At 37.5% G+C, this 23974-nt stretch carries 23 protein-coding genes, 1 tRNA gene, 1 pseudogene and 1 riboswitch; of the genes and pseudogenes, 20 read left to right on the forward strand and 5 right to left on the reverse strand.

Annotation, left to right across the window (positions count from 1 at the left end; all coding sequences use genetic code 11):
- Positions 1-507: 507 nt before the first annotated feature.
- Positions 508-590 (reverse strand) — tRNA-Leu (locus IGK91_RS05100).
- 68 nt (positions 591-658) lie between these two features.
- Here IGK91_RS05100 and IGK91_RS05105 point away from each other — a divergent pair.
- From IGK91_RS05105 to nagA, 4 genes are all read left to right on the forward strand, one after another.
- Entirely contained in the window at positions 659-820 is a 162-nt protein-coding gene (locus IGK91_RS05105) for a hypothetical protein (protein ID WP_010719418.1), read from the forward strand.
- 143 nt (positions 821-963) lie between these two features.
- Positions 964-2181 carry a pyridoxal phosphate-dependent aminotransferase gene (locus IGK91_RS05110; protein ID WP_010719417.1) on the forward strand — a complete coding sequence of 406 codons (1218 nt, stop codon included), beginning with the start codon at positions 964-966 and terminating at the stop codon, positions 2179-2181.
- 206 nt (positions 2182-2387) lie between these two features.
- Positions 2388-3224 carry a helix-turn-helix domain-containing protein gene (locus IGK91_RS05115; RefSeq protein WP_081123453.1) on the forward strand — a complete coding sequence of 279 codons (837 nt, stop codon included), beginning with the start codon at positions 2388-2390 and terminating at the stop codon, positions 3222-3224.
- Between the two features lie 74 nt (positions 3225-3298).
- Positions 3299-4447 carry an N-acetylglucosamine-6-phosphate deacetylase gene (gene nagA / locus IGK91_RS05120; protein ID WP_010719415.1) on the forward strand — a complete coding sequence of 383 codons (1149 nt, stop codon included), beginning with the start codon at positions 3299-3301 and terminating at the stop codon, positions 4445-4447.
- A 164-nt stretch (positions 4448-4611) separates the two neighbouring features.
- On the opposite strand, the gene IGK91_RS05125 is transcribed toward nagA, so the two are convergent.
- A complete protein-coding gene (locus tag IGK91_RS05125) occupies positions 4612-5376 on the reverse strand; it encodes a DeoR/GlpR family DNA-binding transcription regulator (RefSeq protein WP_034700348.1) in 765 nt (254 codons plus the stop codon).
- A gap of 217 nt (positions 5377-5593) precedes the next feature.
- On the opposite strand from IGK91_RS05125, the gene ulaG reads away from it, so the two are divergent.
- From ulaG to IGK91_RS05160, 7 genes and pseudogenes are all read left to right on the forward strand, one after another.
- On the forward strand, positions 5594-6661 hold the full coding sequence (gene ulaG, locus IGK91_RS05130; RefSeq protein ID WP_181934241.1) for an L-ascorbate 6-phosphate lactonase: 1068 nt from the start codon (positions 5594-5596) through the stop codon (positions 6659-6661).
- Positions 6662-6677: 16 nt separating this feature from the next.
- Complete coding sequence (locus tag IGK91_RS05135) at positions 6678-7130, forward strand: PTS sugar transporter subunit IIA (RefSeq protein ID WP_034866766.1); 453 nt, start codon at positions 6678-6680, stop codon at positions 7128-7130.
- 12 nt (positions 7131-7142) lie between these two features.
- A pseudogene (locus IGK91_RS05140) lies at positions 7143-8633 on the forward strand (PTS ascorbate transporter subunit IIC).
- A gap of 43 nt (positions 8634-8676) precedes the next feature.
- Positions 8677-8976: a PTS sugar transporter subunit IIB gene (locus tag IGK91_RS05145; protein WP_010719408.1), complete on the forward strand. Its 300-nt coding sequence runs from the start codon at positions 8677-8679 to the stop codon at positions 8974-8976.
- Between the two features lie 14 nt (positions 8977-8990).
- Complete coding sequence (locus IGK91_RS05150) at positions 8991-9632, forward strand: 3-keto-L-gulonate-6-phosphate decarboxylase UlaD (protein ID WP_010719407.1); 642 nt, start codon at positions 8991-8993, stop codon at positions 9630-9632.
- A 2-nt stretch (positions 9633-9634) separates the two neighbouring features.
- Positions 9635-10495 (forward strand): L-ribulose-5-phosphate 3-epimerase, encoded by an 861-nt coding sequence (locus IGK91_RS05155; RefSeq protein ID WP_010719406.1) that lies wholly within the window; start codon positions 9635-9637, stop codon positions 10493-10495.
- Positions 10482-11198 (forward strand): L-ribulose-5-phosphate 4-epimerase, encoded by a 717-nt coding sequence (locus IGK91_RS05160; protein ID WP_034700355.1) that lies wholly within the window; start codon positions 10482-10484, stop codon positions 11196-11198. The genes IGK91_RS05155 and IGK91_RS05160 overlap by 14 nt, the downstream gene beginning before the upstream one ends.
- 165 nt (positions 11199-11363) lie before the next feature.
- Here the strand turns inward: IGK91_RS05160 and IGK91_RS05165 are convergent, their stop codons facing one another.
- Complete coding sequence (locus IGK91_RS05165; protein WP_010719404.1) at positions 11364-12146, reverse strand: MerR family transcriptional regulator; 783 nt, start codon at positions 12144-12146, stop codon at positions 11364-11366.
- A 178-nt stretch (positions 12147-12324) separates the two neighbouring features.
- On the opposite strand from IGK91_RS05165, the gene IGK91_RS05170 reads away from it, so the two are divergent.
- The 3 genes from IGK91_RS05170 to IGK91_RS05180 all read left to right on the forward strand — a co-directional run bounded on the left by IGK91_RS05170 (position 12325) and on the right by IGK91_RS05180 (position 17151).
- Positions 12325-14928: an HAD-IC family P-type ATPase gene (locus IGK91_RS05170; RefSeq protein WP_034866770.1), complete on the forward strand. Its 2604-nt coding sequence runs from the start codon at positions 12325-12327 to the stop codon at positions 14926-14928.
- 195 nt (positions 14929-15123) lie between these two features.
- On the forward strand, positions 15124-15648 hold the full coding sequence (locus IGK91_RS05175) for an NfeD family protein (protein ID WP_010719402.1): 525 nt from the start codon (positions 15124-15126) through the stop codon (positions 15646-15648).
- Positions 15649-15663: 15 nt separating this feature from the next.
- The gene (locus IGK91_RS05180; RefSeq protein WP_010719401.1) at positions 15664-17151 is read left to right on the forward strand and encodes a flotillin family protein; all 1488 of its coding nucleotides are present in this window, start codon (positions 15664-15666) and stop codon (positions 17149-17151) included.
- A 77-nt stretch (positions 17152-17228) separates the two neighbouring features.
- Here the strand turns inward: IGK91_RS05180 and IGK91_RS05185 are convergent, their stop codons facing one another.
- Complete coding sequence (locus IGK91_RS05185) at positions 17229-17822, reverse strand: FUSC family protein (RefSeq protein WP_010719400.1); 594 nt, start codon at positions 17820-17822, stop codon at positions 17229-17231.
- A 109-nt stretch (positions 17823-17931) separates the two neighbouring features.
- Between IGK91_RS05185 and IGK91_RS05190 the strand changes: the two genes are divergently transcribed.
- The gene (locus IGK91_RS05190; RefSeq protein ID WP_010737423.1) at positions 17932-18885 is read left to right on the forward strand and encodes an aromatic acid exporter family protein; all 954 of its coding nucleotides are present in this window, start codon (positions 17932-17934) and stop codon (positions 18883-18885) included.
- A 112-nt stretch (positions 18886-18997) separates the two neighbouring features.
- Here the strand turns inward: IGK91_RS05190 and IGK91_RS05195 are convergent, their stop codons facing one another.
- On the reverse strand, positions 18998-19951 hold the full coding sequence (locus IGK91_RS05195) for a Gfo/Idh/MocA family protein (RefSeq protein WP_010737424.1): 954 nt from the start codon (positions 19949-19951) through the stop codon (positions 18998-19000).
- A 183-nt stretch (positions 19952-20134) separates the two neighbouring features.
- On the opposite strand from IGK91_RS05195, the gene IGK91_RS05200 reads away from it, so the two are divergent.
- The 5 genes from IGK91_RS05200 to IGK91_RS05220 all read left to right on the forward strand — a co-directional run bounded on the left by IGK91_RS05200 (position 20135) and on the right by IGK91_RS05220 (position 23974).
- On the forward strand, positions 20135-20671 hold the full coding sequence (locus IGK91_RS05200; protein WP_014834723.1) for a hypothetical protein: 537 nt from the start codon (positions 20135-20137) through the stop codon (positions 20669-20671).
- 14 nt (positions 20672-20685) lie between these two features.
- On the forward strand, positions 20686-21489 hold the full coding sequence (locus IGK91_RS05205; RefSeq protein ID WP_010737426.1) for a M15 family metallopeptidase: 804 nt from the start codon (positions 20686-20688) through the stop codon (positions 21487-21489).
- A gap of 9 nt (positions 21490-21498) precedes the next feature.
- Positions 21499-22116, forward strand: coding sequence for a glycoside hydrolase family 73 protein (locus IGK91_RS05210; protein ID WP_081123448.1), 618 nt, complete (start codon positions 21499-21501; stop codon positions 22114-22116).
- A 22-nt stretch (positions 22117-22138) separates the two neighbouring features.
- On the forward strand, positions 22139-22822 hold the full coding sequence (locus IGK91_RS05215) for a hydrolase (protein WP_081123447.1): 684 nt from the start codon (positions 22139-22141) through the stop codon (positions 22820-22822).
- 321 nt (positions 22823-23143) lie between these two features.
- A riboswitch (purine riboswitch) is annotated at positions 23144-23241 on the forward strand.
- Between the two features lie 151 nt (positions 23242-23392).
- Complete coding sequence (locus IGK91_RS05220; protein ID WP_010719393.1) at positions 23393-23974, forward strand: xanthine phosphoribosyltransferase; 582 nt, start codon at positions 23393-23395, stop codon at positions 23972-23974.

Below are 23974 nucleotides of genomic sequence, written 5' to 3' on the forward strand. Positions count from 1 at the left end.
ATTTATAAGAATACGAGTTTGATGATGAGAAAAAAATGAAATATATAAGTTAAGAAAGAGAAATGTCCAATGGAAAGCAAAAGGATTCAAGAACTGTAAACAAGCGTTACACTATTTAAAAGAATCGATTGAATAAGAGTTCAATTATGGTTCCTAATATTCATCGTTCTCATAATTCTTTTACAGTATAGGTCATAGGTTGTAAATATAAAAAATGATCAAGATGGGCAAAATAGAAGGCATGCAGATAAAACAATACTGATCTCATTGCTTAATCGTAATAAGGAGAAATAATCAAAAAAGCTATCTTATGAAACATAAGAAGGAACTGTCCATAGTAATCATTAGCAGTAAATTAACAGGAAGAGTAAAATAGAAAGAAGAATTTATGCGTAAAATTATCAGAAGTCAGGTCGTTTAGTATAACGAACAGTAAGTTTATTAATAAGACGTGAATAAGAAAACAAAAAAACGTAGAGCACGGAATGCTCTACGACTAGTCATTGATGCAGACGATGGGATTTGAACCCACACGAGCGTACGCTCACAAGACCCTCAATCTTGCATGTCTGCCGTTCCATCACGTCTGCGTATAATAACAATAAATTAATGATAGCGAGTATTTCCGCAGATGTCAAGATGAAAAGGGAGAGAAAAAGTGGAAAAATATGATGGGGAGTTTTCTATCTTAGGAATGAGTGTTGGGCTAATTCTTGGTATTGTATTGAAAGATTTGTCTGCCGGAATTTTTTTGGGCGTTATTTGCGGAATTGCTATGGACTGGGGTGCGAATTTATTCAATGAATATCGACGGAAATGAGTTTGAAAACTAACTAAAATTTCTTATGGTTTTACTTAAAATTGTGGTAAATTTTAGAGGGATAGAGTATGATATTGAAAATAAGTAAAAAATAAAAAATCAGAAATTTCTGTTTATTTTGAAATGAGGGATTGGATAGCGTTATGAGAGAATTTGAAAAATCCAATAAACTAGAAGGCGTAAGCTACGACGTACGTGGACCTGTGTTAGAAGAAGCCGAACGTATGCAAGAAGAAGGGATCAGTATTTTGAAGTTAAATACTGGAAATCCTGCCCCCTTTGGATTTGAAGCGCCAAATGAAGTGATACGTGATTTGATTATGAATGCACGAGATTCAGAAGGCTATTCTGATTCTAAAGGCATTTTTTCAGCAAGAAAAGCGATTGAACAATATTGTCAAATCAAAAAGTTCCCCAATGTGACGATCAACGACATTTATACAGGGAATGGAGTCAGCGAACTGATCACAATGTGTATGCAAGGTCTACTTGATAATGGGGATGAGGTTTTAGTTCCGATGCCTGATTATCCATTATGGACGGCTTCAGTATCACTGGCTGGTGGAAAACCTGTTCATTATATATGTGACGAACAAGCAGAATGGTATCCTGATATTGATGACATTAAATCAAAAATAACGAGTAGAACAAAAGCAATCGTGATCATCAACCCAAATAATCCAACTGGAGCATTGTATCCAAAAGAGATTTTAGAGCAAATCGTGGAGATTGCTCGTCAAAATCAATTGATTATTTATTCTGATGAAATTTATGATCGTTTAGTCATGGATGGTTTAGAACATATTCCAATCGCTACCTTGGCACCAGATTTATTTGTCGTGACGTTGAATGGTTTATCTAAATCCCATCGTGTTGCAGGATTTCGTGTTGGCTGGATGGTGTTGAGTGGAGATAAATCACATGTTAAAGGCTATATTGAAGGATTGAACATGCTTTCTTCGATGCGTCTTTGTTCCAATGTATTGTCTCAGCAAATCATTCAGACGGCATTAGGTGGTTATCAAAGTGTGGATGAATTATTATTACCTGGTGGGCGTATTTATGAGCAACGAGAATTTATTTACAATGCCATTAATGACATTCCCGGTCTTTCTGCAGTAAAACCTAAAGCAGCGTTTTACATTTTTCCTAAGATTGATACGAAGCGTTTCAATATTTTAGATGACGAAAAGTTTGTTTTAGATTTCCTACATGAACATCATATCTTGCTGGTTCATGGTGGGGGATTTAATTGGCATCAACCGGATCATTTTAGAATCGTTTATTTACCAAAGATGGATGATCTGAAAACGACTGCTGTCAAAATGCGTGAATTTTTATCGACTTACCGACAAAAATAGCCTGTCATGGATGTTTTTACTCAAAAGAGCCGAACTCAAGTTTTGGCTCTTTTTGGTGTGAGAGATGAAATAATCACTAGCTAAATCAAAAATAAGGAAGGAAAAAAGTCGGACAAGTTTTTGATAGGACTTTTCTTGATGTTTCTTCTTCCGTAAAGTAAAATATTGGTATAATGCGAATACGCATATTTTGAAGGAGGATGCTTATGGAAACGTTGGTCGCTTCCTTTGGTACAATCATAAAAGAAATTCGAAAAGAACAGAAGATGACACAAAAAATGCTTTCGCAAGATATTTGTTCACAGAGTGTTTTAAGCAGAATTGAAAATAATGAAGAGCTACCAAATGTTGTTGTAATGGCACAAATTTGCCAACGTTTAGGCGTAACGATCGATCATGTCATGCGTTTATCTCATGGGAAAATTCGAGAGGTCTTAAAGAATTTTGAGTTAACAGACTTGTATTTTCAGCAACGAGATTATCGCAAGCTGGAACAAGTGTTAAAATCGCCAGAGGTTACAGAAAATTTGTACGAAGCTGCGGATTTTCAAAAATATTATTATTATTTAGGCGTCTGTGAATTTACATTACGAAAAAATATTACTCAAGCACTTAGTTATTTAAAAGAAGCGCTCTCCTATTCGACGTTAAAAGATCGAACACAAGTGACGGATGTTGAGATCCAGCTAGTCAGTTGCATTGGCAAAATCTATGGCGTAGCTGGCAAAACTGCGGAAGCGAGGTACTATTTAAGTCGTAGTATCCAACTCTTCCAAGAGACGATCCAAGATCGAACCAAAAGTGAGTTTACTCAAATTTTTTATAACTATGGAAGCTTTTTGTTGCACCAAGGAGAAATTGAACTATCTTTAGAACAAGTAAATCAAGGAATACGGTGGGCGCAAGATAAAAATAGTTATTATTACCTTAACGATTTATTTATTTTAAAGAGTTTGATTTATAAAAAGAAAGGTGAAATCAATAAAGCTCTCTTTTATGAAGAATTGGCACAATCAGTTAAAAAAATAGCAAAAAGTCTCTAAATGGTGTAGACCATTCTTGACTTATCTCCAAAATAAGAGTACCTTTAGGATAGAAAATCAAAGGAGAGAGAAGAATGAGAACTTTTATCTACGCAGACAAATTCTTTTTGTCATCCGGTGTCAAAAATGCAGGTTATCTTGAAATCACTGATGGTCTTTTTGGGGAGTATACCCAAAACACACCTGAAGGAGAAGTCAATATCATTGATCAAAGCGGAAAATGGATCGCTCCTGGTCTAGTTGATACGCATATTCATGGCTATATGAACCATGATGTGATGGATAATGATGCAGAAGGTGTGAAAGCAATGTCAGAAGGATTGCTTTCTTGTGGAGTAACATCGTTTTTACCAACTACTTTAACATCAAGTAAAGAACGTTTAAAAGATGTAGCTGAAACAATTGGAAAAATGTACCAAGAAGCTCCTGGAGCAAAAATTAAAGGAATCTATTTTGAAGGACCATTCTTTACGGAAGAACATAAAGGGGCGCAAAATCCAAGTTATTTTGGAGACCCTGATCTTGATACTTTCCATGAATGGCAAGAAGCTTCTGGCGGACTGATCAAAAAAATTGCCCTAGCCCCAGAACGAAAAGGCGTTGAAGAGTTTGTCAAACAAGTGACAGATGAAGGCGTGGTTGTTTCATTGGGTCATAGTAATGCGACGATCGATGAAGCACAAAAGGCAGTAGAAGCAGGTGCCAGTGTCTTTGTCCATGCGTATAATGGCATGCGTGGATTAAATCATCGTGAACCTGGAATGGTTGGTGCGCTACTATCGCTAGAACATGTTTTTTCAGAATTGATTTGTGATGGGCATCATGTTCATCCAAATGCTGCTCAAATTTTAATGGAAAAAGCAGGTCATGACCATGTGGCATTGATCACTGATTGCATGATGGCTGGTGGAATGCCTGATGGCAATTATAATTTAGGAGAATTTCCAGTGGTCGTGAAAGATGGAACTGCTCGCTTAGAATCAGGTAATTTAGCAGGAAGTATCTTGAAATTAAAAGAAGCAATCAAAAATGTAGTAGACTGGGGATTAGCTACACCTGAACAAGCTGTGATGATGGGAAGCTTAGTACCAGCAATCAGCTGCAAGATCGATGATACTTGTGGCAAGATCGCAAAAGGACGGGACGCTGATTTTATCGTATTGAATCCAGATATGACTTTAGAAGCAACATACCTAGATGGTGTAGAACGTTATCACGCTTAATAAAAAGACTGTTATTAAGTAAGTAAGAGCGAACCATCGCTGAAAGGCTGATTTGAAGAGCTTTGACTTAATGGATCAGGTCATTTTATTTGAACATCATTCGTAAATAAGCAAAAGCCGATGTGGTTGGGACAGAACCTTGTTCCATTCACACCGGCTTTTTTTTAACTGATTTGGATGACTTTCACCCCAACATTTTTGATTTCAGCAATTACTTTTTCAGAACAAAACTTGTCAGTAATCAAATAATCAAAAACAGAAATATCTGCAATTTTAAATTTTGATGTTAAACCAATTTTACGATGATCAGCAACTAGAATTTTACATTTAAACGTTTGACGAATCATCATTTCATTGATCGTTGATTCATTGAGAATTTTAGTTGTTACGCCATTATCGATCGACACACCACTGCAACCAATGATACAGACATCAGCATTCATTGAAGAAATGGTATTTAATGCGATATCACCCACTAATGCTTCTTTTGGAAAGCGCATCTCACCTCCAGTCAAGATATAATTGCAGTTTTCTTTATGAGGGGAGTAAGTGATTTTTACGTTATTTGTGACAATTGTCAGGTGATTGGCACGTACATATTCAACCACTTTAAGTGCAGTAGAACTAGAATTAATGAATACGGTATCATAATCATTGATGTATTTACAAGCTTCACGAGCGATTGATTGTTTTAGTCGTTCTGGTCCAGATTGATCAAAGTCTGTACGATTATCATAATTATAAGAACAGAACCCGTAATGACGAATGATCTCATTTTTTTCTTCTAATAAATTTAGGTCTCTGCGTATTGTACTAATAGAGACTTTTAAAGATTCAGCTAACTCATATGTTGTCATTTGCTCTTTTTGTTGTAATCGCTCCAAAATATCCTTTTGACGCTTCTCAATATTGACAATGGAATTTTTCATTATTTACCCTCCTATTTGTTGCCTATGTATATGATTTTTATCGCTTCAAAGATTCATATAAAGTTTATTAACTATATATATCATACTAAAAAAATCAATTAACTTACAAAAACGATCATATAAATAACAAACAGTCATATAAAAGGGTTTTCATGTTTGTCGTTGCATATTATGATTTAGATATCAACAAAAGAAAGTTCTTGAGAGGAGAATTACAATGAGCAAACATGTCAATGATGTCACAAAAGAAAATTGGGTTTTAGAAACATTTCCTGAATGGGGTACCTACTTGAATGAAGAGATCGAAACAGAAGAAGTAAAAGAAGGAACGGTTGCGATGTGGTGGTTAGGTTGTACCGGGATTTGGTTAAAGACGCATAAAGGGACAAATATTTTGTGTGATTTATGGTGTGGGACAGGTAAACGTAGTCATGGAAATGGGATGATGAAAAAAGGGCATCAGATGATGCGAATGAGTGGGGTTCAAAAAATGCAACCGAACTTGCGGACGCAACCTTTTGTGATTGACCCTTTTGAAATGAAAAGTGTAAACGCTTTAGTTGTCACGCATATCCATTCGGATCATTTGGATATCAATACAGCAGCTGCTGTTCATCAAAATTGTCCGAATGCAAAATTCATTGGTCCTCAAGAAGTAGTAAATACTTGGTTGAACTGGGGAATTCCAAAAGAGAAAACGATAATCGTCAAACCAGGAGATGAAGTCAAAATTGAGGATGTAACTATCGTTGCTTTAGAAGCATTTGACCGTACAGCATTAGTCACTTGTGAAGATCCAGAGGAAACTTTAAAAGGGAAAATACCTCAAGAAATGGATGAGATCGCTGTGAATTATCTATTTGAAACATCGGGTGGAAATATTTATTATGCTGGAGACTCTCATTATTCTAATATGTTTGCGAAACATGGGAACGAACATACTATTGATGTTTGCCTAGGTGCATATGATGAAAATCCACGAGGTATCACGGATAAAGTGACTTCTGTCGATATGTTGCGAATGGCTGAGTCATTGAAGGCTAAAGTAGTCATCCCTGTTCATTATGATATCTGGGCAAATTTTATGGCTGATCCAAAAGAAATTACCGAAATATGGAAGTTTAAAAAGGATCGCTTGAAGTACGATTTTAAACCATATATCTGGCAGGTAGGAGGCAAGTTTACCTATCCAACGAACAAAGACGACCTGGAATTTAATTTCTACCGTGGTTTTGAGGATGTATTTTCTGTAGAAAACGATACACCATTCCCGTCATTCTTATAGAAAAGAGGCTAACAACATGTTGAAATATTTTTTGGATCAAGGCTTGGTGAAATATTCCGATAAAGAAATTACTGATTGGAAGGAAGCTGTTGCTGAAAGCTGTCAACTATTATTAGATAAAAAGTTGATTGATCAAAGTTACGTAGATGAAATCATCCAATGTGTAGAAGAACATGGTCCTTATATCGTGATTGTTCCCAAAGTGGCAATGCCACATTCTTCAGCAGATAGTGAAGGAGTTTATGGAACAGCTATATCATTCACTAAAATGAAAAGGCCCATTCAATTCGACCAAGAAGAAAAATCAGCAAGTTTATTCTTTACTTTAGCAGCCAAAAATGTAGATCAGCATATGGAAAATATTCAAAAATTGTCTGAGTTGTTGATGATAGATGGGCTAATTGATCGTTTGGCAGATACCGATTCGATTGAAGACTATCGAGTGGTGATGCAAGAGTATAACTTATAGGAGGAAAAAAGAATGGCTGATTTTTTATTGAGCATTTGGACTTATTTCGCTACAAACATCTTAACTCAACCAGCTTATCTGATTGGTTTTATTGTACTGCTAGGGTACATTCTCTTGAAACGTCCATTTTATGAGTGTATTGCTGGTTTCTTGAAAGCAACAGTCGGTTACTTCATTTTGACGGTTGGTTCAGGAGGATTAGTAAACAACTTCCGCCCCATTTTAGTAGGTTTAAAAGAACGGTTTAATCTGGATGCGATGGTCACCGATCCATATTTTGGACAAAATGCCGTTGACTCTGGATTAGAGGAAACATTTGGTCGTACATTTGGGGATGTCATGATTTTACTTTTGATTGCTTTTGTTATGAATATCTTACTCGTTCGTTTTCAAAAATATACAAAATTACGTTCGGTTTTTACAACTGGAAATGTTCAGATTCAACAATCTGCAACTGCTTTTTGGATATTATTATTTTGTTTTCCCTCTTTAGGAAGAATTCAAGTTCTGATTTTTATGGGACTGATTTTAGGCTGTTATTGGGCAGTAGCTTCTAATTTAACAGTTGGTATCACCCAGGAGTTAACCGAGGGCGCGGGTTTTTCTGTGGCACATCAGCAAATGTTTGGTATCTATATATTTGCGAAGTTAGCCGAGTTTTTAAAGAAACGTGATCAAAAAAAAGAACACTCTAAAAAAGTGGATAAAAAATTGGAAGATATTGAATTACCAGGTTTTTTATCTATATTTAATGAAAATATGGTAGCAACTTCTTTATTAATGCTTTTATTTTTTTGAATTATTTTGTTAGTGCTAGGAAAAGATTATTTGATTCAAGCACAGTTTATGCAAGAAGGACAAAGTTTCTTGTTCTATATTATGACAACATCATTGAATTTTGCTGTCTACCTAGCCATTTTACAATTAGGAGTCCGTACTTTCGTGGATGAGCTAACACAATCTTTTCAAGGGATCTCCAATACAATCCTACCAGGTGCGGTTCCTGGGATTGACGTAGCTGCTACTTTTGGTTTTGGTTCACCTAACGCCGTAACCATTGGCTTCTTGTTTGGTGCCTTAGGTCAATTTTTGATGATTGCCTTACTCATTTTGTTCAAATCACCAACCATCGTGATTGCTGGTTTTATTCCATTGTTCTTTGACAATGCAGTTATCGCAGTTTTTGCCAACAATCGAGGTGGTTTCAAAGCCGCCTGTCTGTTCCCATTTCTTTCTGGAATCATTCAAGTTGGTGGATCGGCCGTTTTTGCAACTTGGATCGGCATGTCAAAATATGGTGGCTATCTCGGTATGTTTGACTGGGCCACTGCTTGGCCATTATTTACTGTAATGATGAAGTTTTTGGGGTATGTTGGTATCGCATTAGTCGTGGTTGGACTATTGATTATTCCACAATTACAATACCGTAAAAATCCAGACGGGTACTTTTTGATCGTCGATGATTATGAGCAATATGCAGAAAAATATCACAACGAGAATTAAATACAACAATAAAATTAAAATGAACACATAGGAGGAAAACATAATGAGAATTTTAGTATCTTGCGCAAACGGGTCGGGAACAAGTTTGATGATGATGAGAAGCGTCGAAAAGGCAATGAAAGAACTAGGTGTGTCAATTACCAAAATCCATCATTGTGCAATTTCTGAAGGAAAAAGTTCTGCGACTCAGTATGATGTCGTTTTTACACCAGTCAATTTTTTGAATATGTTTATCCAAGCTGAGAAAAAAGGAATTACAGTGATTGGCATTAAAAATGTCATGTCAGCCAAAGAAATTGGTGAAAAATTTGCTGAATCAGCGTTGTATCAAAAATCTAAATAAAAGAGGAAGACAAAATGAGCAGACCAAAATTACAGATTGCTTTGGATCATAATGATTTAGAACAAGCATTAGCAGATGTATTTCAAGTAGGGGATATTGTCGATATTATTGAAATTGGAACCATTTTATGTCTGCAAGAGGGGCGCAAAGCCATCAGCTGTATTCGTAGCATGTTTCCAAGGAAAACAATTGTTGCTGATACAAAATGTGCGGATGCCGGGGGAACGGTAGCCAAAAATGTAACTGATGCCGGTGCGGATTTTATGACTGTTATCTGCTGTGCTACTCTGCCAACCATGGAAGCAGCTCAAAAAGAAGTGAAGGCATTGCAAGTCGAACTGTATGGGGATTGGACCTATGAACAAGCAGCTGAATGGCGGAGGATCGGTATCCAACAGGTGATCTATCATCAAAGTCGAGATGCATTACTTTCTGGTGAAACTTGGGGAGAACGGGATCTGACAAAAGTAAAGAAATTGATAGAAATGGGCTTTGCAGTTTCTGTGACAGGTGGATTAAACGTGGAAACATTGAAATTATTCGCAGGGATTGAAGTGGAAACTTTTATAGCTGGAAGAGGGATTTCTAGTGCGGACGATCCTGCAAAAGCAGCCAATGATTTTAAACAAGAAATGATTCGCATTTGGGGGGAATAGACTTGGCTCAAATCGGAATTTATGAGAAGGCACTACCAAAAGATATCTCTTGGAAAGAGCGCTTTTTATTAGCAAAGGAACTTGGTTTTTCCTTTATTGAGATGTCGATTGACGAGACAGATGAACGCCTAGCTCGACTCAATTGGTCTGACGAGATGATCAATCAAATACGCAAAGACATGAAAGAGACGGGCATTCGGATCAATTCCATTTGTCTGAGTGGTCATCGCAGGTTTCCTTTTGGCTCTTCAAATGAAGCGTATCGGATAAAAGCCAAAGAATTGATGGTCAAAGCGATCCGACTTGCTCAGCGCTTAAGTATCAAAATTATCCAAGTAGCCGGATACGATGTCTATTATGAAAAAAAAACAAGGCTATCACGAAAATTATTTATTGAAGGACTTGAAGAAAGCGTCAAAATAGCTTCTGAATATGGAATCATCTTGTCAATTGAAATTATGGATGATCCATTTATGAATTCAATCACTAAATTTTTAGAAATCAAACGCCAGATTGATTCACCATATCTTCAAGTTTATCCAGATCTTGGTAACCTTTCGGCTTGGCAAGAAAACGATCCAGAACGTGAACTAGAAAAAGGGATCAATTGGATTTCTTCCATCCACTTAAAGGATACCTATCCAGTAACAACTGAATCATCAGGTCAATTTCGTGATGTTCCTTTTGGCGCAGGCTGTGTTGACTTTGAGGGTTTGTTAAAGAAACTCAAACAGATGAATTATAATGGGTCATTTTTAATTGAAATGTGGAGTGAAAAAAATCCGGATTTTAAAAAAGAAATCGTAGCAGCAAAAAGCTATCTTTATCCGAAGCTAAAGGAGGCAGGTTATGAGTTTGCGTAATCCGATCATTAAAGAAATGAAACAACGTGTTTATGAAGCAAATTTGGCACTACCTCAATATGGACTAGTTAAGTTGACTTGGGGCAATGTCAGTGAGATTGATCGAGCGCTTGGGGTGATCGTGATCAAGCCAAGTGGTGTAAAGTATGAACAGATGGCTCCCGAACAAATGGTAGTGACTGATCTAGCTGGAAATCCGCTAGAAGAAGATGGGATGAAGCCCTCTTCTGATTTATCGACTCATGTGATTTTGTATCAAGCTTTTGAAAAAATCAATGCTATCGTCCACACGCACTCCACTCATTCAGTCATGTGGGCGCAGGCTGGTCGAGACTTGCCTGCCTATGGAACAACTCATGCGGATGCTTTTTATGGAACGATTCCTTGCACACGGCAATTAACTGAAGAAGAAGTTAAAAGTGCTTATGAAAGAAACACTGGTCATGTGATTGTTGAAACGTTTCAAGAGAGACAATTAGCTCCCACTGAAGTTCCTGGTGTATTCGTTTATGGACATGGCCCATTTACTTGGGGTGAAACCCCTGCAAAGGCGGTAGAGAATAGCTTGATCTTAGACGAAATATGCTTAATGGCTAAAGAAAATGAAAAAATTAATCCTGCTATGCAATCTATTCCACAATATCTTTTAGATAAGCACTACTATCGAAAACATGGGATGCATGCATATTACGGTCAAAAGTGACGAAGCTTGCGGGGGCTTACTTGAAGTCTTCACATTTATTGATTCGTAGCACTTAGTAGCAAATTTTTATTCTTGATTTATAAAAGAGTTACTATGTCTGAGTTTGATGTCTGATGTCAAACTCAGACGTAGTTTTTTCTTGTATAAATATTTAGTTATTCCAAGCTACGATTCAACTAAAATTTCTAAACGCGTCACATATTCTTCTGGCTTATTCGTTTCGTGAAAATCAATTAGATAAGATTCATAAAATGGACTGGCTCTATGAAGCGAATGGGTAGTCAGGTAGTTCATGATGGTAGCAATTCCTTTCTTCCTTTGTTCATAGTCACCTTTAAAACTATAACTAAGATAATTTCCAGCAGGGAGTATCTCAGCATCCTCATTTTTAATCGTAAGGTCAGGACAAAAATAAAATACTTGATAGGTAAAAGGATCTTCCTCTAAATGGATGATACTACCAAAAAGATTTTGATTATTAGTGCTTAATAAAGGTTCGTATTTTTTATGAAGTTCTTTTAACGAAAAGTCGATTTGTTCATCCGTTGCAACCGTAGAAGCTTTAAGAATCAGTCTTTTCGGTTGCTGCACTAATAGCACTTCTTGATAGTCTATGCTTTCTGCTTCTTCAATTAACTGGACACGTTCGATTAATAGTTCGATTTTTTTTTGTGAGTCACTGATGAGTTGATGAAGTGCCTCGATTTCAAAAGCTAATAATTCTTTTGTCTTGCTGATTTCTTTTTGCTTCAAATAATCGGCGATCTCAGTAATGGAGACATCAAAATAACGTAGGTCACGGATGGTATTCAGTTGTTCAATGTGTTCGTAAGAATAATTTCGATAGCCATTTTCATCATAATCCGGTGTAATCAAACCTAATTTTTCATAATAGCGTAAAGTATGGGCTGTAATATCATAGAGCTTTGCTAATTCATTGATTTTCAAATCATCACTTCCATTGATCAGTCATTTTAAGTAAGGTTATTTTACTACGAAACGTGGGGGAAATGTGAATGGAATTGATTTTTTTATTCTACATAGATAGATTTGCTTAAATTTTTCTTGACCTTAGAGTCACTCTAACCTTTATGATTTGATCAGTAAGAATTATTGGAGGAAAAAAATGAAAGAATGGTACACCTTATCAATCATAGAAATCAAAGAAAAATTAATGGTAAAAAAAGCAATGAACGAACAAGAAAGGAACGAACGACAACTTAAGTATGGAAGAAACGTCTTAGAAAATGGTATTAAAGTTCCAGAATGGAAAAAATTTCTTTCTTACTTTCATGATGCACTGATGTACATTTTATTAGGAGCTGCGATCGTTAAGCTTTTTACAGGCGCATATATTGAAGGCAGTATGATTTTTTTAGTTGTTTTCTTAAATGCGCTGATCGGCTATTTACAAGAACGAAAGGCAGCTTCATCTTTAGACAGCATTGCGGAATTACTTAGTGAAAAAGCAGTCATCATCGAAAAGGGACAGCAAAAAGAGATTGCACCAGCTGATTTAGTGGTGGGGGATCAAATCGTATTAGCTGCTGGAGATATCGTTTCTGCAGATGTTCGTTTGAGTGAAACGTTCAACTTACAAATTGATGAAGCAATTCTTACTGGAGAAACCCATGCGATCCAAAAGACGACCGACCCGTTACCGCTAGAGACTCCTTTAGCGGAACAAACGAATATGGCTTTTTCTGGGACTAAAGTGGAATCAGGCAGAGGAATAGGGATCGTAGTCGCTGTCGGAACTGCTACAGAAATTGGAAAAATCAGCACTTCATTAGGGTCGATCACAGAACAAGAAACACCGTTATTGAAGAAAATCAAAGAAATGAATACTAGTATATTTAAAGGAATCGCTGCGTTGATTTTATTGTTAGCTACCGTATCCTACTTTTATTATGGCATGACTTGGGGCTATATAGCGACGGCTGTCATTGCCTTGATCGTGTCTTCTATCCCAGAAGGACTTCCTTCGATCTTAACGATTATTTTATCTTCGGGTGTCAATCGAATGGCAAAGAAACAAGCAATCGTCAAAAATCTACCCACAGTTGAAACGTTAGGGGCAATGACAGTAATTTGTTCAGATAAAACAGGAACACTGACTAAAAATGAAATGACATTGGTTAGCTTAGCGACTAGAGAAGCGAACCATGGGGTGGAAATGCTTGAAGAAAAAAACTGGACCAAAAATGAGACTTGGCTTGTTGAAGCGATGCATAATTGTCAAGAAACCCAACTAACTCAAGGAGTATGTCCAACTTCAGGTAATGCCACGGAATTAGCTTTATTAAAATGGACCAATCAACAACCGATCGAACTTTATCCAGTCGTTGATAAAATCCCTTTCGACTCAGCTTACAAATATATGGCGACCGTCCATGAGATTGCAGGAAAAAGGATCTTATTTGTGAAAGGTGCGCCAGATGTTTTACTGAATAAAGTGCAATATGAACTGGGATCAGATGGAAGACAACAACAGATAGATCATGCTATGTGGTTACAAAAAAACGAACAATTAGCGCAAACAGGCCAACGTGTCTTAGCGTTTGCAATGAAAGAGTTAAAGGATCGTGAATTGTCACATGAAGAATTAACGAATGAGCTGGTGATGATTGGACTTAGTGGCATCATTGATCCACCAAAGGAATCAGCTATTGCTTCAGTCAAGGAAATGCAACAAGCAGGGATCAGAGTAAAAATGATCACTGGCGATCATCAAGCAACAGCAAAAGCGATCGCTGAGGAATTAGGTTTAAAAAATGCTAAATCGGCGATTACGGGAACGGAACTAGATCAATTGACAGAAGAAGAATGGAAGATCGCTGTCCGTGAGAATGATGTTTTTGCCAGGACGACACCTGAACATAAATTGGCTATTGTGACCTATCTCCAAGAACAAGATGAAATTGTTGGAATGACTGGGGACGGCGTTAATGATGCGCCAGCTTTGAAAAAAGCCGATGTCGGGATCGCTATGGGAATCAAAGGGAGCGATGTTAGCAAACAGGCAGCAGACATGGTGTTGGTAGATGATAATTTTGAGACCATTGCAAAAGCCGTGAAAGAAGGACGACGTATTTTTGATAATTTGAAAAAGACGATTCTCTTTTATTTGCCAACTTGTTTAGCCCAAGGATTACTATTGCTCTTTTCATTGGTAGGAAATTTCCCATTACCTTTAACTACTGTACAAATCTTGTGGTTAAATCTAGTCGCTTCGATCACCCTTTCATACGCATTGGGTTTTGAAAAAGCAGATCAAGATGTTATGAATCGTCCACCGAGACCAATTGACGAAAAAATCCTATCAAAATATGCACTTTTGCGTATTTTATATGTTGGGATCATCATGACTATTTTAGGGTTTGTTGCAATGGATTTTGTTCCTGCTGAAGCGAAACAAACCGTTCTGATCAATGCGATGGTTTTTGGACAAGCCTTCTACATGGTTAATTGTCGAAGAGTGACTGAATTTAGTCTGACAAAAGATCTTTTTGAAAATCGGGCATTACTCTATTCGATTGGAGCGATGATCCTCTTACAAGGATTGATGTTAGTGTTCCCACCATTAAAAATTGCGATTGGGACAGTTTCGTTGACTGTCCAAGAAGCAAGCATCAGTTTACTACCTGGATTGGTTTTATTCCTTCTTGTTGAATTAGAGAAAGCTTTTGTAGGGATGACGGTAAAATCAACTCACAAACTAGATGCATGAGCCATTTTCTTTTTAAAGAAAAGAAGCGAACAAAAATAATAAACGATCGCATCAAAGTTCTTTTGTTGCCGGTGGGGTGTCCGCCCCACTGGCTAAATCGTCATTGGGAAATTGGTAAAACAAAATTATCGATCAAACTATACAGAAAGTTATTCTATTGGTATGATAGAACAAAACAGAGGAGGAGGCGATTACATGATTGGAGGGGTGGCATTAGAGACGATTTATTGGTATACACTTTTAACTTGTGCGGGGATTGCAGTTTTTCTGCTAGTCTTTGGAGATATTTTTGATTTCGATGGTCCAATTGACCCGATACTCATTGTCCCTTGGCTAACTTTTACCAGCCTGTTTGGGTATTTAGGAGAACGCTTAACAGAATTAGATTCGCTGTTTCTATTGATTTCAAGTGGGGCGATTGCAACTGTTTTAGTGTTTTTGCTCAATTTTTATGTCCGAATGCCGATGAAAAATGCTGAAAGTACGTTGTCGGCATCAGAAAAAACTCTTGAAGGACAGATGGCGATCGTAGTTACACCCATACCATTAAAAGGGATGGGGGAGATCCAATTAAAAAGTGTGACTGGTTCGATTACGCGACCTGCATGCTTTTATGCCCCACAAAGTTCACCAGCTAAGCAAGGAGAACAGGTCTTGATCATTGAAGTAAAAGAAAGAGTTTGTTATGTAACGCCTTATGAAGGCATGCTAAAAATATGAAGGAGTGTATAAGAAATGGAAATATCAGGAGTTTATATCGCAATTGCTATTGCAGTCTTGATCATTTTAATGTTACTGATCGTCTTTGTAGCAAAATATCAAACTGCCAAACCAGATGAAGCATTAATTATTAGCGGGAGTTATTTAGGCAGTAAAAATGTCCACGCAGATGAAAGTAATAATAAAATCAAAATCGTTCGTGGTGGCGGGGCATTTGTTTTACCAGTTTTCCAACGCTCGAATCGGATCAGTCTCTTGTCAAGCAAGTTAGATGTTTCGACGCCAGAAGTCTATACTGAACAAGGGGTACCAGTGATGTGTGATGGCACCTCGATCATCAAGATTGGTTCTTCAGTGGAAGAAATTGCGACTGCTGCAGAACAGTTTCTAGGTAAAACACGTGAGGAACTTGAAAATGAAGCAAGAGAAGTTTTGGAAGGGCATCTTCGTTCCATTTTGGGTTCCATGACTGTAGAAGAAATTTATCAAAACCGCGACAAATTTAGTCAAAGCGTTCAAGAAGTGGCATCTGTTGATTTAGCGAAAATGGGATTGATCATTGTTTCGTTTACGATCAAAGAAGTTCGTGATAAAAACGGTTACTTAGATTCTTTAGGGAAACCACGGATCGCCCAAGTGAAACGTGACGCAGATATTGCGGAAGCAGAAGCGTTAAAAGAAACACGTATTAAAAAAGCAGAAGCTGAAAAAGATTCTCAAGCAGCGGAACTACAAAGACAGACGGAAATTGCAGAATCAATCAAAGAAAAAGAATTAAAACTAGCTTCTTACAAGCAAGAACAAGATATTGCAAAAGCCAAAGCAGACCAAGCCTATAACTTGGAAAGCGCTCGGGCGCAACAACATGTTGTTGAACAAGAAATGGAAGTAAAAGTCATTGAACGACAAAAACAAATTGAATTAGAAGAAAAAGAAATCATTCGTCGTGAGAAACAATACGATTCAGAAGTGAAGAAAAAAGCCGATGCGGATCGTTATGCCAAAGAACAAGAAGCACAAGCTCAAAAGGTAAAAGAAGTAACTGAAGCCGAAGCTGAACAATTCCGCGTTGAAGCACTGGCACAAGCCGAAGCCAATAAAACCCGGTTAGCTGGTCAAGCGGAAGCGGAAGCGACTTTAGCCAAAGGAGCGGCCGAAGCTGAAGCCAAAGCCAAAATCGCAGATGCGTTCAAAGAATATGGTGAAGCAGCGGTCTTGAGTATGGTAATCGAGATGTTACCACAATTAATGAAAGAAGCAGCACAACCATTAGGAAACATTGAGAAAATCTCAGTGGTTGATACCAGTAACGGGTCAAGCGAAAATGGCGGAGCGAACCGGGTGACTAACTATGCTACCAATCTCTTAGCTTCCACTCAAGAAACGTTGAAAGAAACAACAGGATTAGATATCAAAGACATTATCGAAAATCTCTCTAATCGTGGAACGATGAAACAAGTTAATCTCTATGAAAACGGGGAACAACCCGATCAAGCAGAATAATTATCGCTAAAATTAGTTAGAAAAATAAACAAACCAGTTTCTTTCATGTTGAAGAGACTGGTTTGTTTATTTATGTATTAGCTATTTTTGTGTTTTTTGATCTGTTCTTCGACTTCTGCCAAATTTTCTCTAAGCAACGCTTCTTTTTTTTGCAGCTCAACTAAGTCTTCTACAAGCTCTTCTTTCTTTTCTGTCTCAGGTGGACGGAGAAAGAAATTGATTCCGATGGCGATAAAGGTTCCAATGAATGTGTCTAAGACTCGCTGGATCGCATATAAAGAGGATTCGCCTTGGGGAACGCTCAGGGCAATCAACAACAAAGTGGCGATTGCTGAGATGATCCCAGAATTATTATTGATTCCGTCAGATACCACGATGACGATGACCACTAGAACCGGCAGCAGAAATAATTCCACTAAAAAATCATTGTGAAAATAGTTCTTTACTAAAAAATAGATGATTCCGAGAAAGCCGCCGATTGAATTGCCAATGATTCTTGAACGACCAAAGGAAACAGTAGTGGTTAAATCTTGGCGCAAGGAAAAAACAGCTGACAATGCAGCAATCATCGGTAGTCCTCGATCAGTGACGTGGAAAAATAAAATACATAAAAAAACTGCTAATGCGCTTTTTATTGTTCGCATTCCTAAACGAAAACGGCCAAATTCCATCGCTTATTCTCCTTTTAGTCCTTTTTAATAGGATAACGAACTTTTAAAGAGATTGCTAGTTTTTAGCTAAGTCTTTTAGTATAATTCTAAGAAAAGAGAGGGGTTGCTTATGCGTATCGGAATGAGGACCGTGAAAACAGTGGTTAGTAGTATGTTGTCCATGGTTACCGCCCAAATGTTTTCATTATTGTTTTGGCCTTCAGCAGGAATCATTGCTTTGTTAAGTGTGGGCAACACGAAACGTTCAACTTTAAGAACTGGGATGTTAAGGATTACGGCATTTATTTTAGCAACTGTGATTGCTTTTATTAGTTTTTTTATTTTTGATTATACGATCTTGGGGTTTGGCTTGTTCCTACTACTGTTTATTCCTCTGACTGTTGGGTTAAAATTGACGGATGGAATTGTCGTAAATTCTGTGCTAGTCACACACTATTTAAGTGAAAAAAATATGAGTTGGTCGTTGATCGGTAATGCAGCAAGTTTAATGGCTATCGGTGTCTTTTTTGCATTAGTAGCGAATATCTATATGCCGGATATCAAAAAACAGCTACAAAAAAATCAACAATTGATCGAAGAAGAGTTTCGTATCATTTTAAACAACATGGCTGATTTCCTACTGACTGGAAGAAATACCAACAATCAACTGCTTTGTGATAAATTGTTGGCTTTCGTAAGAGAAAGTCAGAGCGATGCTAGGAAGTACCAAGAGAATTACTGGGTGAAACAAACGCAATACTATGAAACGTATTTTTCCATGCGTCGAACCCAAATCAACGTGATCAAAGATATGCAGGGGAATCTGGATCGAATCCAAGACCCGGTTCCTTATGGCAAGCATATTTACGGCTTGTTGGTTTATACTGCAGAAACTTTTTCCGAAAAAAATGATGGAAAAGAATTATTGAAGCGGATTGAAGAAGTCTACGAACTATATCGGGACATGGCTATGCCCAAAGAACGTTTAGAATTTGAAGATCGAGCAGAATTGTTTCAATTTTTGCAATCCTTTAAGAGCTTTATTGAAATCAAAGCGGAATTTTCGCAACAATCGATTGGTTAAATTATTCAGTTCAATGAATGAAATAAAGAGAAGCTGTTTAAGCATTGGGGATGTCTCCGTTGCTTAAACAGCTTTTCATGTTTTTGAAAAATTCCAGCTTATTTCAAGGAGCTTATTTTTGCCAAAGTTTTTGCATCCCATCAAGGATTTCGATGACATCGTGGGTCAGAAACAACGAACGGTTAGGGAGTTCGCCTTTAATAGTTTTGACCATATTTTCGATTTCATAATTCATGGCTTGCGCGGTGCTGCCGCTTTCGATCCATTCTTTTGTCCCGTCATTGAAGATGATCTCCGCACGATCCGCACGAGGGTAATCGGTGATGGTGATATAGCCTTCTTCAAAGGCAACGATTCCCACTTTAGGCATTTTGGCTTGGAAAGTCAGACTGATCGTTGCTAACTCATTTTCTTTATTCCTTAAAATAGTCACTGACTGTTCATCCACACCTGTTTCAAATGGTACCATTGTTGATGCAATAACTTCTGGTTGAGAGCTCAAAAAGAAACGAGCAAACGAGACGGCATATGTCCCAATATCTAATAAAGCACCACCAGCTAATTCAGGATTGAAAAAGCGATTGGTTGGGTCGGGATCTTTATAGCTGCCAAATGGTGCTTGAATCATTTTTAATGCCCCAAGCTTGTTTGTATCGATCAAAGAACGTAACTGTTGATACAATGGCATATTGAAAATCGTCATCGCTTCTGCTAACACTAGATTCTTTTCTTCTGCTAATTTCATTGCTTCGGTCAGTTCTTTTTTATTCATGGTGATCGCTTTTTCACATAAAACATGCTTATTCGCTGCTAATGCTTCCATGATATGTTGACTATGTTGACGATTGGGAACGGCAATATAAATAATATCGATTTCTTGGTCATTAAGCATTTCTTGATAACTACCATATGCTTTAGGAATATGATAGCGTTGTGCAAATGCTTCTGCTTTATCTATTGTTCGTGAAGCAACTGCTGCCAACTCGCTTGTTTCTTGGTCAAAATGTTCCGCAAACTCATGTGCAATATTTCCTAAGCCAATGATTCCCCATTGATACTTTTTCATACTTCAAAACTCCTTCTCGTGTTATATTTAATATAGTGAATGAAATGAAAAAATGCCATTGTCCTTGTTTAATTATACCAAATGAATCGTTAAAATTTGTGTTAGAGTACTTTAATAAGAAAAAGTAAAGCCGTAGTGAATTTTTTTGAAATTTAAGTAAAATGAGTAGAGGGGGAAACTTTTATGCATCAAGTTTATGTTGATTTGATTCTTAGTGTATTACTGGAACAGTACGCAACAGAAAAGAATTTTTTAGAGGACTATTTAGTAATTGACGAAGCGCAGTGGGAAGGCTGGAAACGAGGAGAGAAGAACCTTCCATCTGAAACCATGCAGAAAATCAAAAACCTGTTTACTGATTATGAATGGATGCTTACGCAAAAGATTTTACGACAAACGATCATTTTCCCTGAAAAAAGGACGACTGCAGTGGCAGAGTATAAACAAATCAAAACGAGAATCGCTCAAAAATGGTTAACGGATGGTCCTGCCAAAGTCGAATTGATTCCATTAAAAAACGATCAATATCTTACAGGGTTCCTTGACTTGAAGGTAAGTATTAATTATGATGAATGGGGTTATGACGACATCTTGAACTTTCGATTACCTGCAGACGTTCAAAGACAGATCGAAGGCGAGAAATTGGAACTGTTGGATTGGGTAAACGAGAATTTGGAAGAAACCTATGTTCATGAAAAAAATGAACATAAAAAGGAATGAGAGGATTTTTAAGAGTGAATAAAGTTTTAGGGTTTGGAGCAGTTGTGATCATGGTTGCCGCAATGGGGTACATCTTTGTAAGCGAGCAACACATGAAATCTGACGTCCAAGCAGAAAATCAAACAACTGAACAAGTAACCAAACAGACAACAAAGAGTTCCAAAGAAACTAAAGTGAAGGATTCAACCAAAAAAAGTGAAGATCTACCAAAGGTTCAATCGACCGATTGGGATCTTGTCTTGGTAGGACCTGATCATAAAATCGAAAAAGAAATCAATGAAGACACGCAACTGGCATCACTGCCCAATGGTTATTTGATCGATAAACGTATCGAATCCCATTATGAAGATTTTGCGAAAGCAGCACAATCTGCAGGGTTTCCTTTAGTGATGGTCTCCGCATATCGTTCGGTTGCAGCACAGCAACAGGTGTTTACACAAAATGTCCAAGAAGTGATGAGTAGTCAACATGTTTCAGAAGAAGAGGCGACAGCAATCACGAAACAAACAATCACCGTCCCTGGACATAGCGAACATCATACAGGCTTAGCGGTCGATGTAGTGGATGAAAATTGGTATAATAATTATCCTTCACAGCTTTTAGAGGCAAGTTATGGAGATCAACCAGGGGCAAAATGGATTGCTGAAAATGCGCCTAAATATGGATTTATCATACGTTATCCTAAAGATCGTCAAGATATTACAAAAATCACGTATGAACCATGGCACCTACGTTATGTTGGAGAAGAAAGTGCGGCCTATATTTCGAAACATGATATCACATTAGAAGAATACTTAGAACAATTACAAAAGAAATAGGAGTAGTGAATGGCCAAAAAAAAATGGAAGAAACAAAAACGTAATTCATTACGCTTGATTGCTGTGATTTTTGGTGGAATATTGTTGATGATAGCTTTTGTTCTCTCTTTACGAGGCTTGTCAGCGCCTATTGTTGGGCAAGAACAGAATAACAATGAGGCACAAACACATCAACAATTTATTGATCGATTAGCTCCTCATGCGAAAGAATTACAAACCGGCTATGGCGTTCTCCCAAGTATCATTTTAGGTCAGGCAATTCTTGAATCAAACTGGGGCGAGAGTACGTTAGCCAGTCAATACAATAATCTTTTTGGAATTAAAGCATATGGTGATCAAAAAAAGGTCAATTTAGAAACAAAGGAATTTGTGAATGAAGAATGGGTCACGATCCAAGGAGATTTTCGTGTGTATGATTCATGGGAACAATCGATGGACTCTCACACACAACTTTTTGTGAATGGGGTAGATTGGAATCCAGCATTATATGAAAAAGTGATCACGGCTACGAACTATCGTGAAGCTGCCCAAGCACTGCAAGACGCAGGCTACGCAACTGACCCTTCCTACGCACAAAAAATTATCCAAGTCATTGAAACCTATCACTTGGATCAATATGATCAATAACTATGAAAAAGGGAGTGGCAAGATGGCAGAGCAATTTACCCCTGAAATTATGACCGAGCTACGAAAAGATATCGTTAGAGTACCGGAGGTCATTATGGAGGCAAGTGGTATTAAGATTTTTGGAAAACTGATCCGATCGATTATTTTTACTACTGATATAGCAATTGTCCGGAATACAAATGCAAATGCCGTGATTGCTGTGTACCCATTTACTCCGCATCCTGCAATCACTAAAAGTATTATCGAAGCAGCAGACATTCCAGTATTTTCAGGTGTTGGCGGAGGTCTAACGCAAGGCACGCGCTCTTCTTACATGAGCTTATTCGCTGAAGCGCAAGGATCGTTAGGAGTCGTTTTAAATGCACCCACACCACTTGAAACAGTTCAAGAAGTTTGTCGTGCAGTGGATATCCCAGTGATTAGTACAGTGACATCGAAATATACAGAAATCGATGAAAAATTGGCAGCAGGTATTACGATCATCAATATCAGTGCAGGGAAAGAAACAACTGAAACGGTAAAATTTTTCCGAGAAAAGTATCCGGAACTACCGATTATTGCTACTGGTGGTCCAACAGATCAAAGCATCTTGGATACGATCAAAGCTGGAGCGAACGCTATTACCTATACTCCTCCAAGTAACGGGGAATTATTTAGTCATAAAATGGAAAAGTATCGACAACTTGAAAAGCAAGAGGAATCATAATAATCAAAAACAAGTCAAAAAAGAGAAAAAATCGTGGCACTCACGTAAATTCTCTTTTTTCTCTTTATTTCTGTCATAAATACCGAACAACCTTGCTGAGTGAGATCAAAAATATTAGATTTTAGAAAAAAATAGTGAAAGTTGGTTGTCACTTTCTGAAACAGATGTTAAACTGTTTTCATCGTTTGGAACAAAAGCTAACATTAAAAGTGCCAAACAACGATTATGAATGCTTGAACCAATCAACATATTTTATTAAAGCTACTTCTAGACTACTTGAGCAAAATAGATCACTATTTTGTTTCTTAAGAGGATCGAAGGAACGTAGTGATATAGCCCACTTATATATCGTCATGATAAGGATGACAGTTTCTAGCCAGCACCGTAAATGCTGGACTATAAGTGAAAGAGTGTCTTGCACCCTTTTTACTTATTTAGTAAAAGGGTTTTTTTGTTTAAAAAGCAGGCATTTTTGCGTATTTCGCACGAGCTTGAAACCTTGAAAGGGTGATCCATGAGGTCGAATAGTGGTTAGCTTTGATATCAATAAATGAAAAAGGGGAAAATAAAGTGAAAGAATTAGTGGAACGTATTCAAAAAGATGGCCGTGTGCTAGGTGAAGGCGTCTTAAAAGTAGATAGCTTTGTGACGCATCAAGTGGATCCGGTATTAATGGAACAAATAGGCCAACGATTTGCGGAAGTTTTCAAAGATCAAGGAATCACTAAAGTGGTAACGATTGAAGCTTCTGGAATTGCACCAGCTTTATTTGTGGCACAGACATTAAATGTACCAATGATTTTTGCCAGAAAAGCCAAAAGCTTGACGATGGATGAAGAATTGCTGACTACTTCTGTTTATTCCTTTACAAAACAAGTGACTAGTACGATTTCTATCTCTCGTAAATTTTTATCTGCAGAGGACAAGGTTTTAATCATTGATGATTTCTTAGCGAACGGTCAAGCGGCGAAAGGGTTGGTTGAATTGTGCCGCCAAGCAGGTGCAGGAGTCGAAGGGATCGGCATCCTGATTGAAAAATCGTTCCAAGATGGCCGTCAGCTATTAGAAGAAATGGGCTTGAAAGTTGTTTCATTGGCACGAATTGCGGCATTATCCAACGGACAAGTTGAATTTCTTGAGGAGGATGCATAA

This window comes from Enterococcus sp. DIV1208 (assembly GCF_050530455.1).
In the GTDB taxonomy this organism is placed as follows: Bacteria; Bacillota; Bacilli; order Lactobacillales; family Enterococcaceae; genus Enterococcus_B; species Enterococcus_B hirae.

Bases quoted from the DNA above. Each gene is read 5' to 3' on its own strand.
- IGK91_RS05110 (WP_010719417.1), top strand. From the start codon at position 964: ATGAGAGAATTTGAAAAATCCAATAAACTAGAAGGCGTAAGCTACGAC.
- IGK91_RS05115 (WP_081123453.1), top strand. From the start codon at position 2,388: ATGGAAACGTTGGTCGCTTCCTTTGGTACAATCATAAAAGAAATTCGA.
- nagA (WP_010719415.1), top strand. From the start codon at position 3,299: ATGAGAACTTTTATCTACGCAGACAAATTCTTTTTGTCATCCGGTGTC.
- IGK91_RS05125 (WP_034700348.1), bottom strand. From the start codon at position 5,376: ATGAAAAATTCCATTGTCAATATTGAGAAGCGTCAAAAGGATATTTTG.
- ulaG (WP_181934241.1), top strand. From the start codon at position 5,594: ATGAGCAAACATGTCAATGATGTCACAAAAGAAAATTGGGTTTTAGAA.
- IGK91_RS05135 (WP_034866766.1), top strand. From the start codon at position 6,678: ATGTTGAAATATTTTTTGGATCAAGGCTTGGTGAAATATTCCGATAAA.
- IGK91_RS05145 (WP_010719408.1), top strand. From the start codon at position 8,677: ATGAGAATTTTAGTATCTTGCGCAAACGGGTCGGGAACAAGTTTGATG.
- IGK91_RS05150 (WP_010719407.1), top strand. From the start codon at position 8,991: ATGAGCAGACCAAAATTACAGATTGCTTTGGATCATAATGATTTAGAA.
- IGK91_RS05160 (WP_034700355.1), top strand. From the start codon at position 10,482: ATGAGTTTGCGTAATCCGATCATTAAAGAAATGAAACAACGTGTTTAT.
- IGK91_RS05170 (WP_034866770.1), top strand. From the start codon at position 12,325: ATGAAAGAATGGTACACCTTATCAATCATAGAAATCAAAGAAAAATTA.
- IGK91_RS05175 (WP_010719402.1), top strand. From the start codon at position 15,124: ATGATTGGAGGGGTGGCATTAGAGACGATTTATTGGTATACACTTTTA.
- IGK91_RS05180 (WP_010719401.1), top strand. From the start codon at position 15,664: ATGGAAATATCAGGAGTTTATATCGCAATTGCTATTGCAGTCTTGATC.
- IGK91_RS05185 (WP_010719400.1), bottom strand. From the start codon at position 17,822: ATGGAATTTGGCCGTTTTCGTTTAGGAATGCGAACAATAAAAAGCGCA.
- IGK91_RS05190 (WP_010737423.1), top strand. From the start codon at position 17,932: ATGCGTATCGGAATGAGGACCGTGAAAACAGTGGTTAGTAGTATGTTG.
- IGK91_RS05195 (WP_010737424.1), bottom strand. From the start codon at position 19,951: ATGAAAAAGTATCAATGGGGAATCATTGGCTTAGGAAATATTGCACAT.
- IGK91_RS05200 (WP_014834723.1), top strand. From the start codon at position 20,135: ATGCATCAAGTTTATGTTGATTTGATTCTTAGTGTATTACTGGAACAG.
- IGK91_RS05210 (WP_081123448.1), top strand. From the start codon at position 21,499: ATGGCCAAAAAAAAATGGAAGAAACAAAAACGTAATTCATTACGCTTG.
- IGK91_RS05215 (WP_081123447.1), top strand. From the start codon at position 22,139: ATGGCAGAGCAATTTACCCCTGAAATTATGACCGAGCTACGAAAAGAT.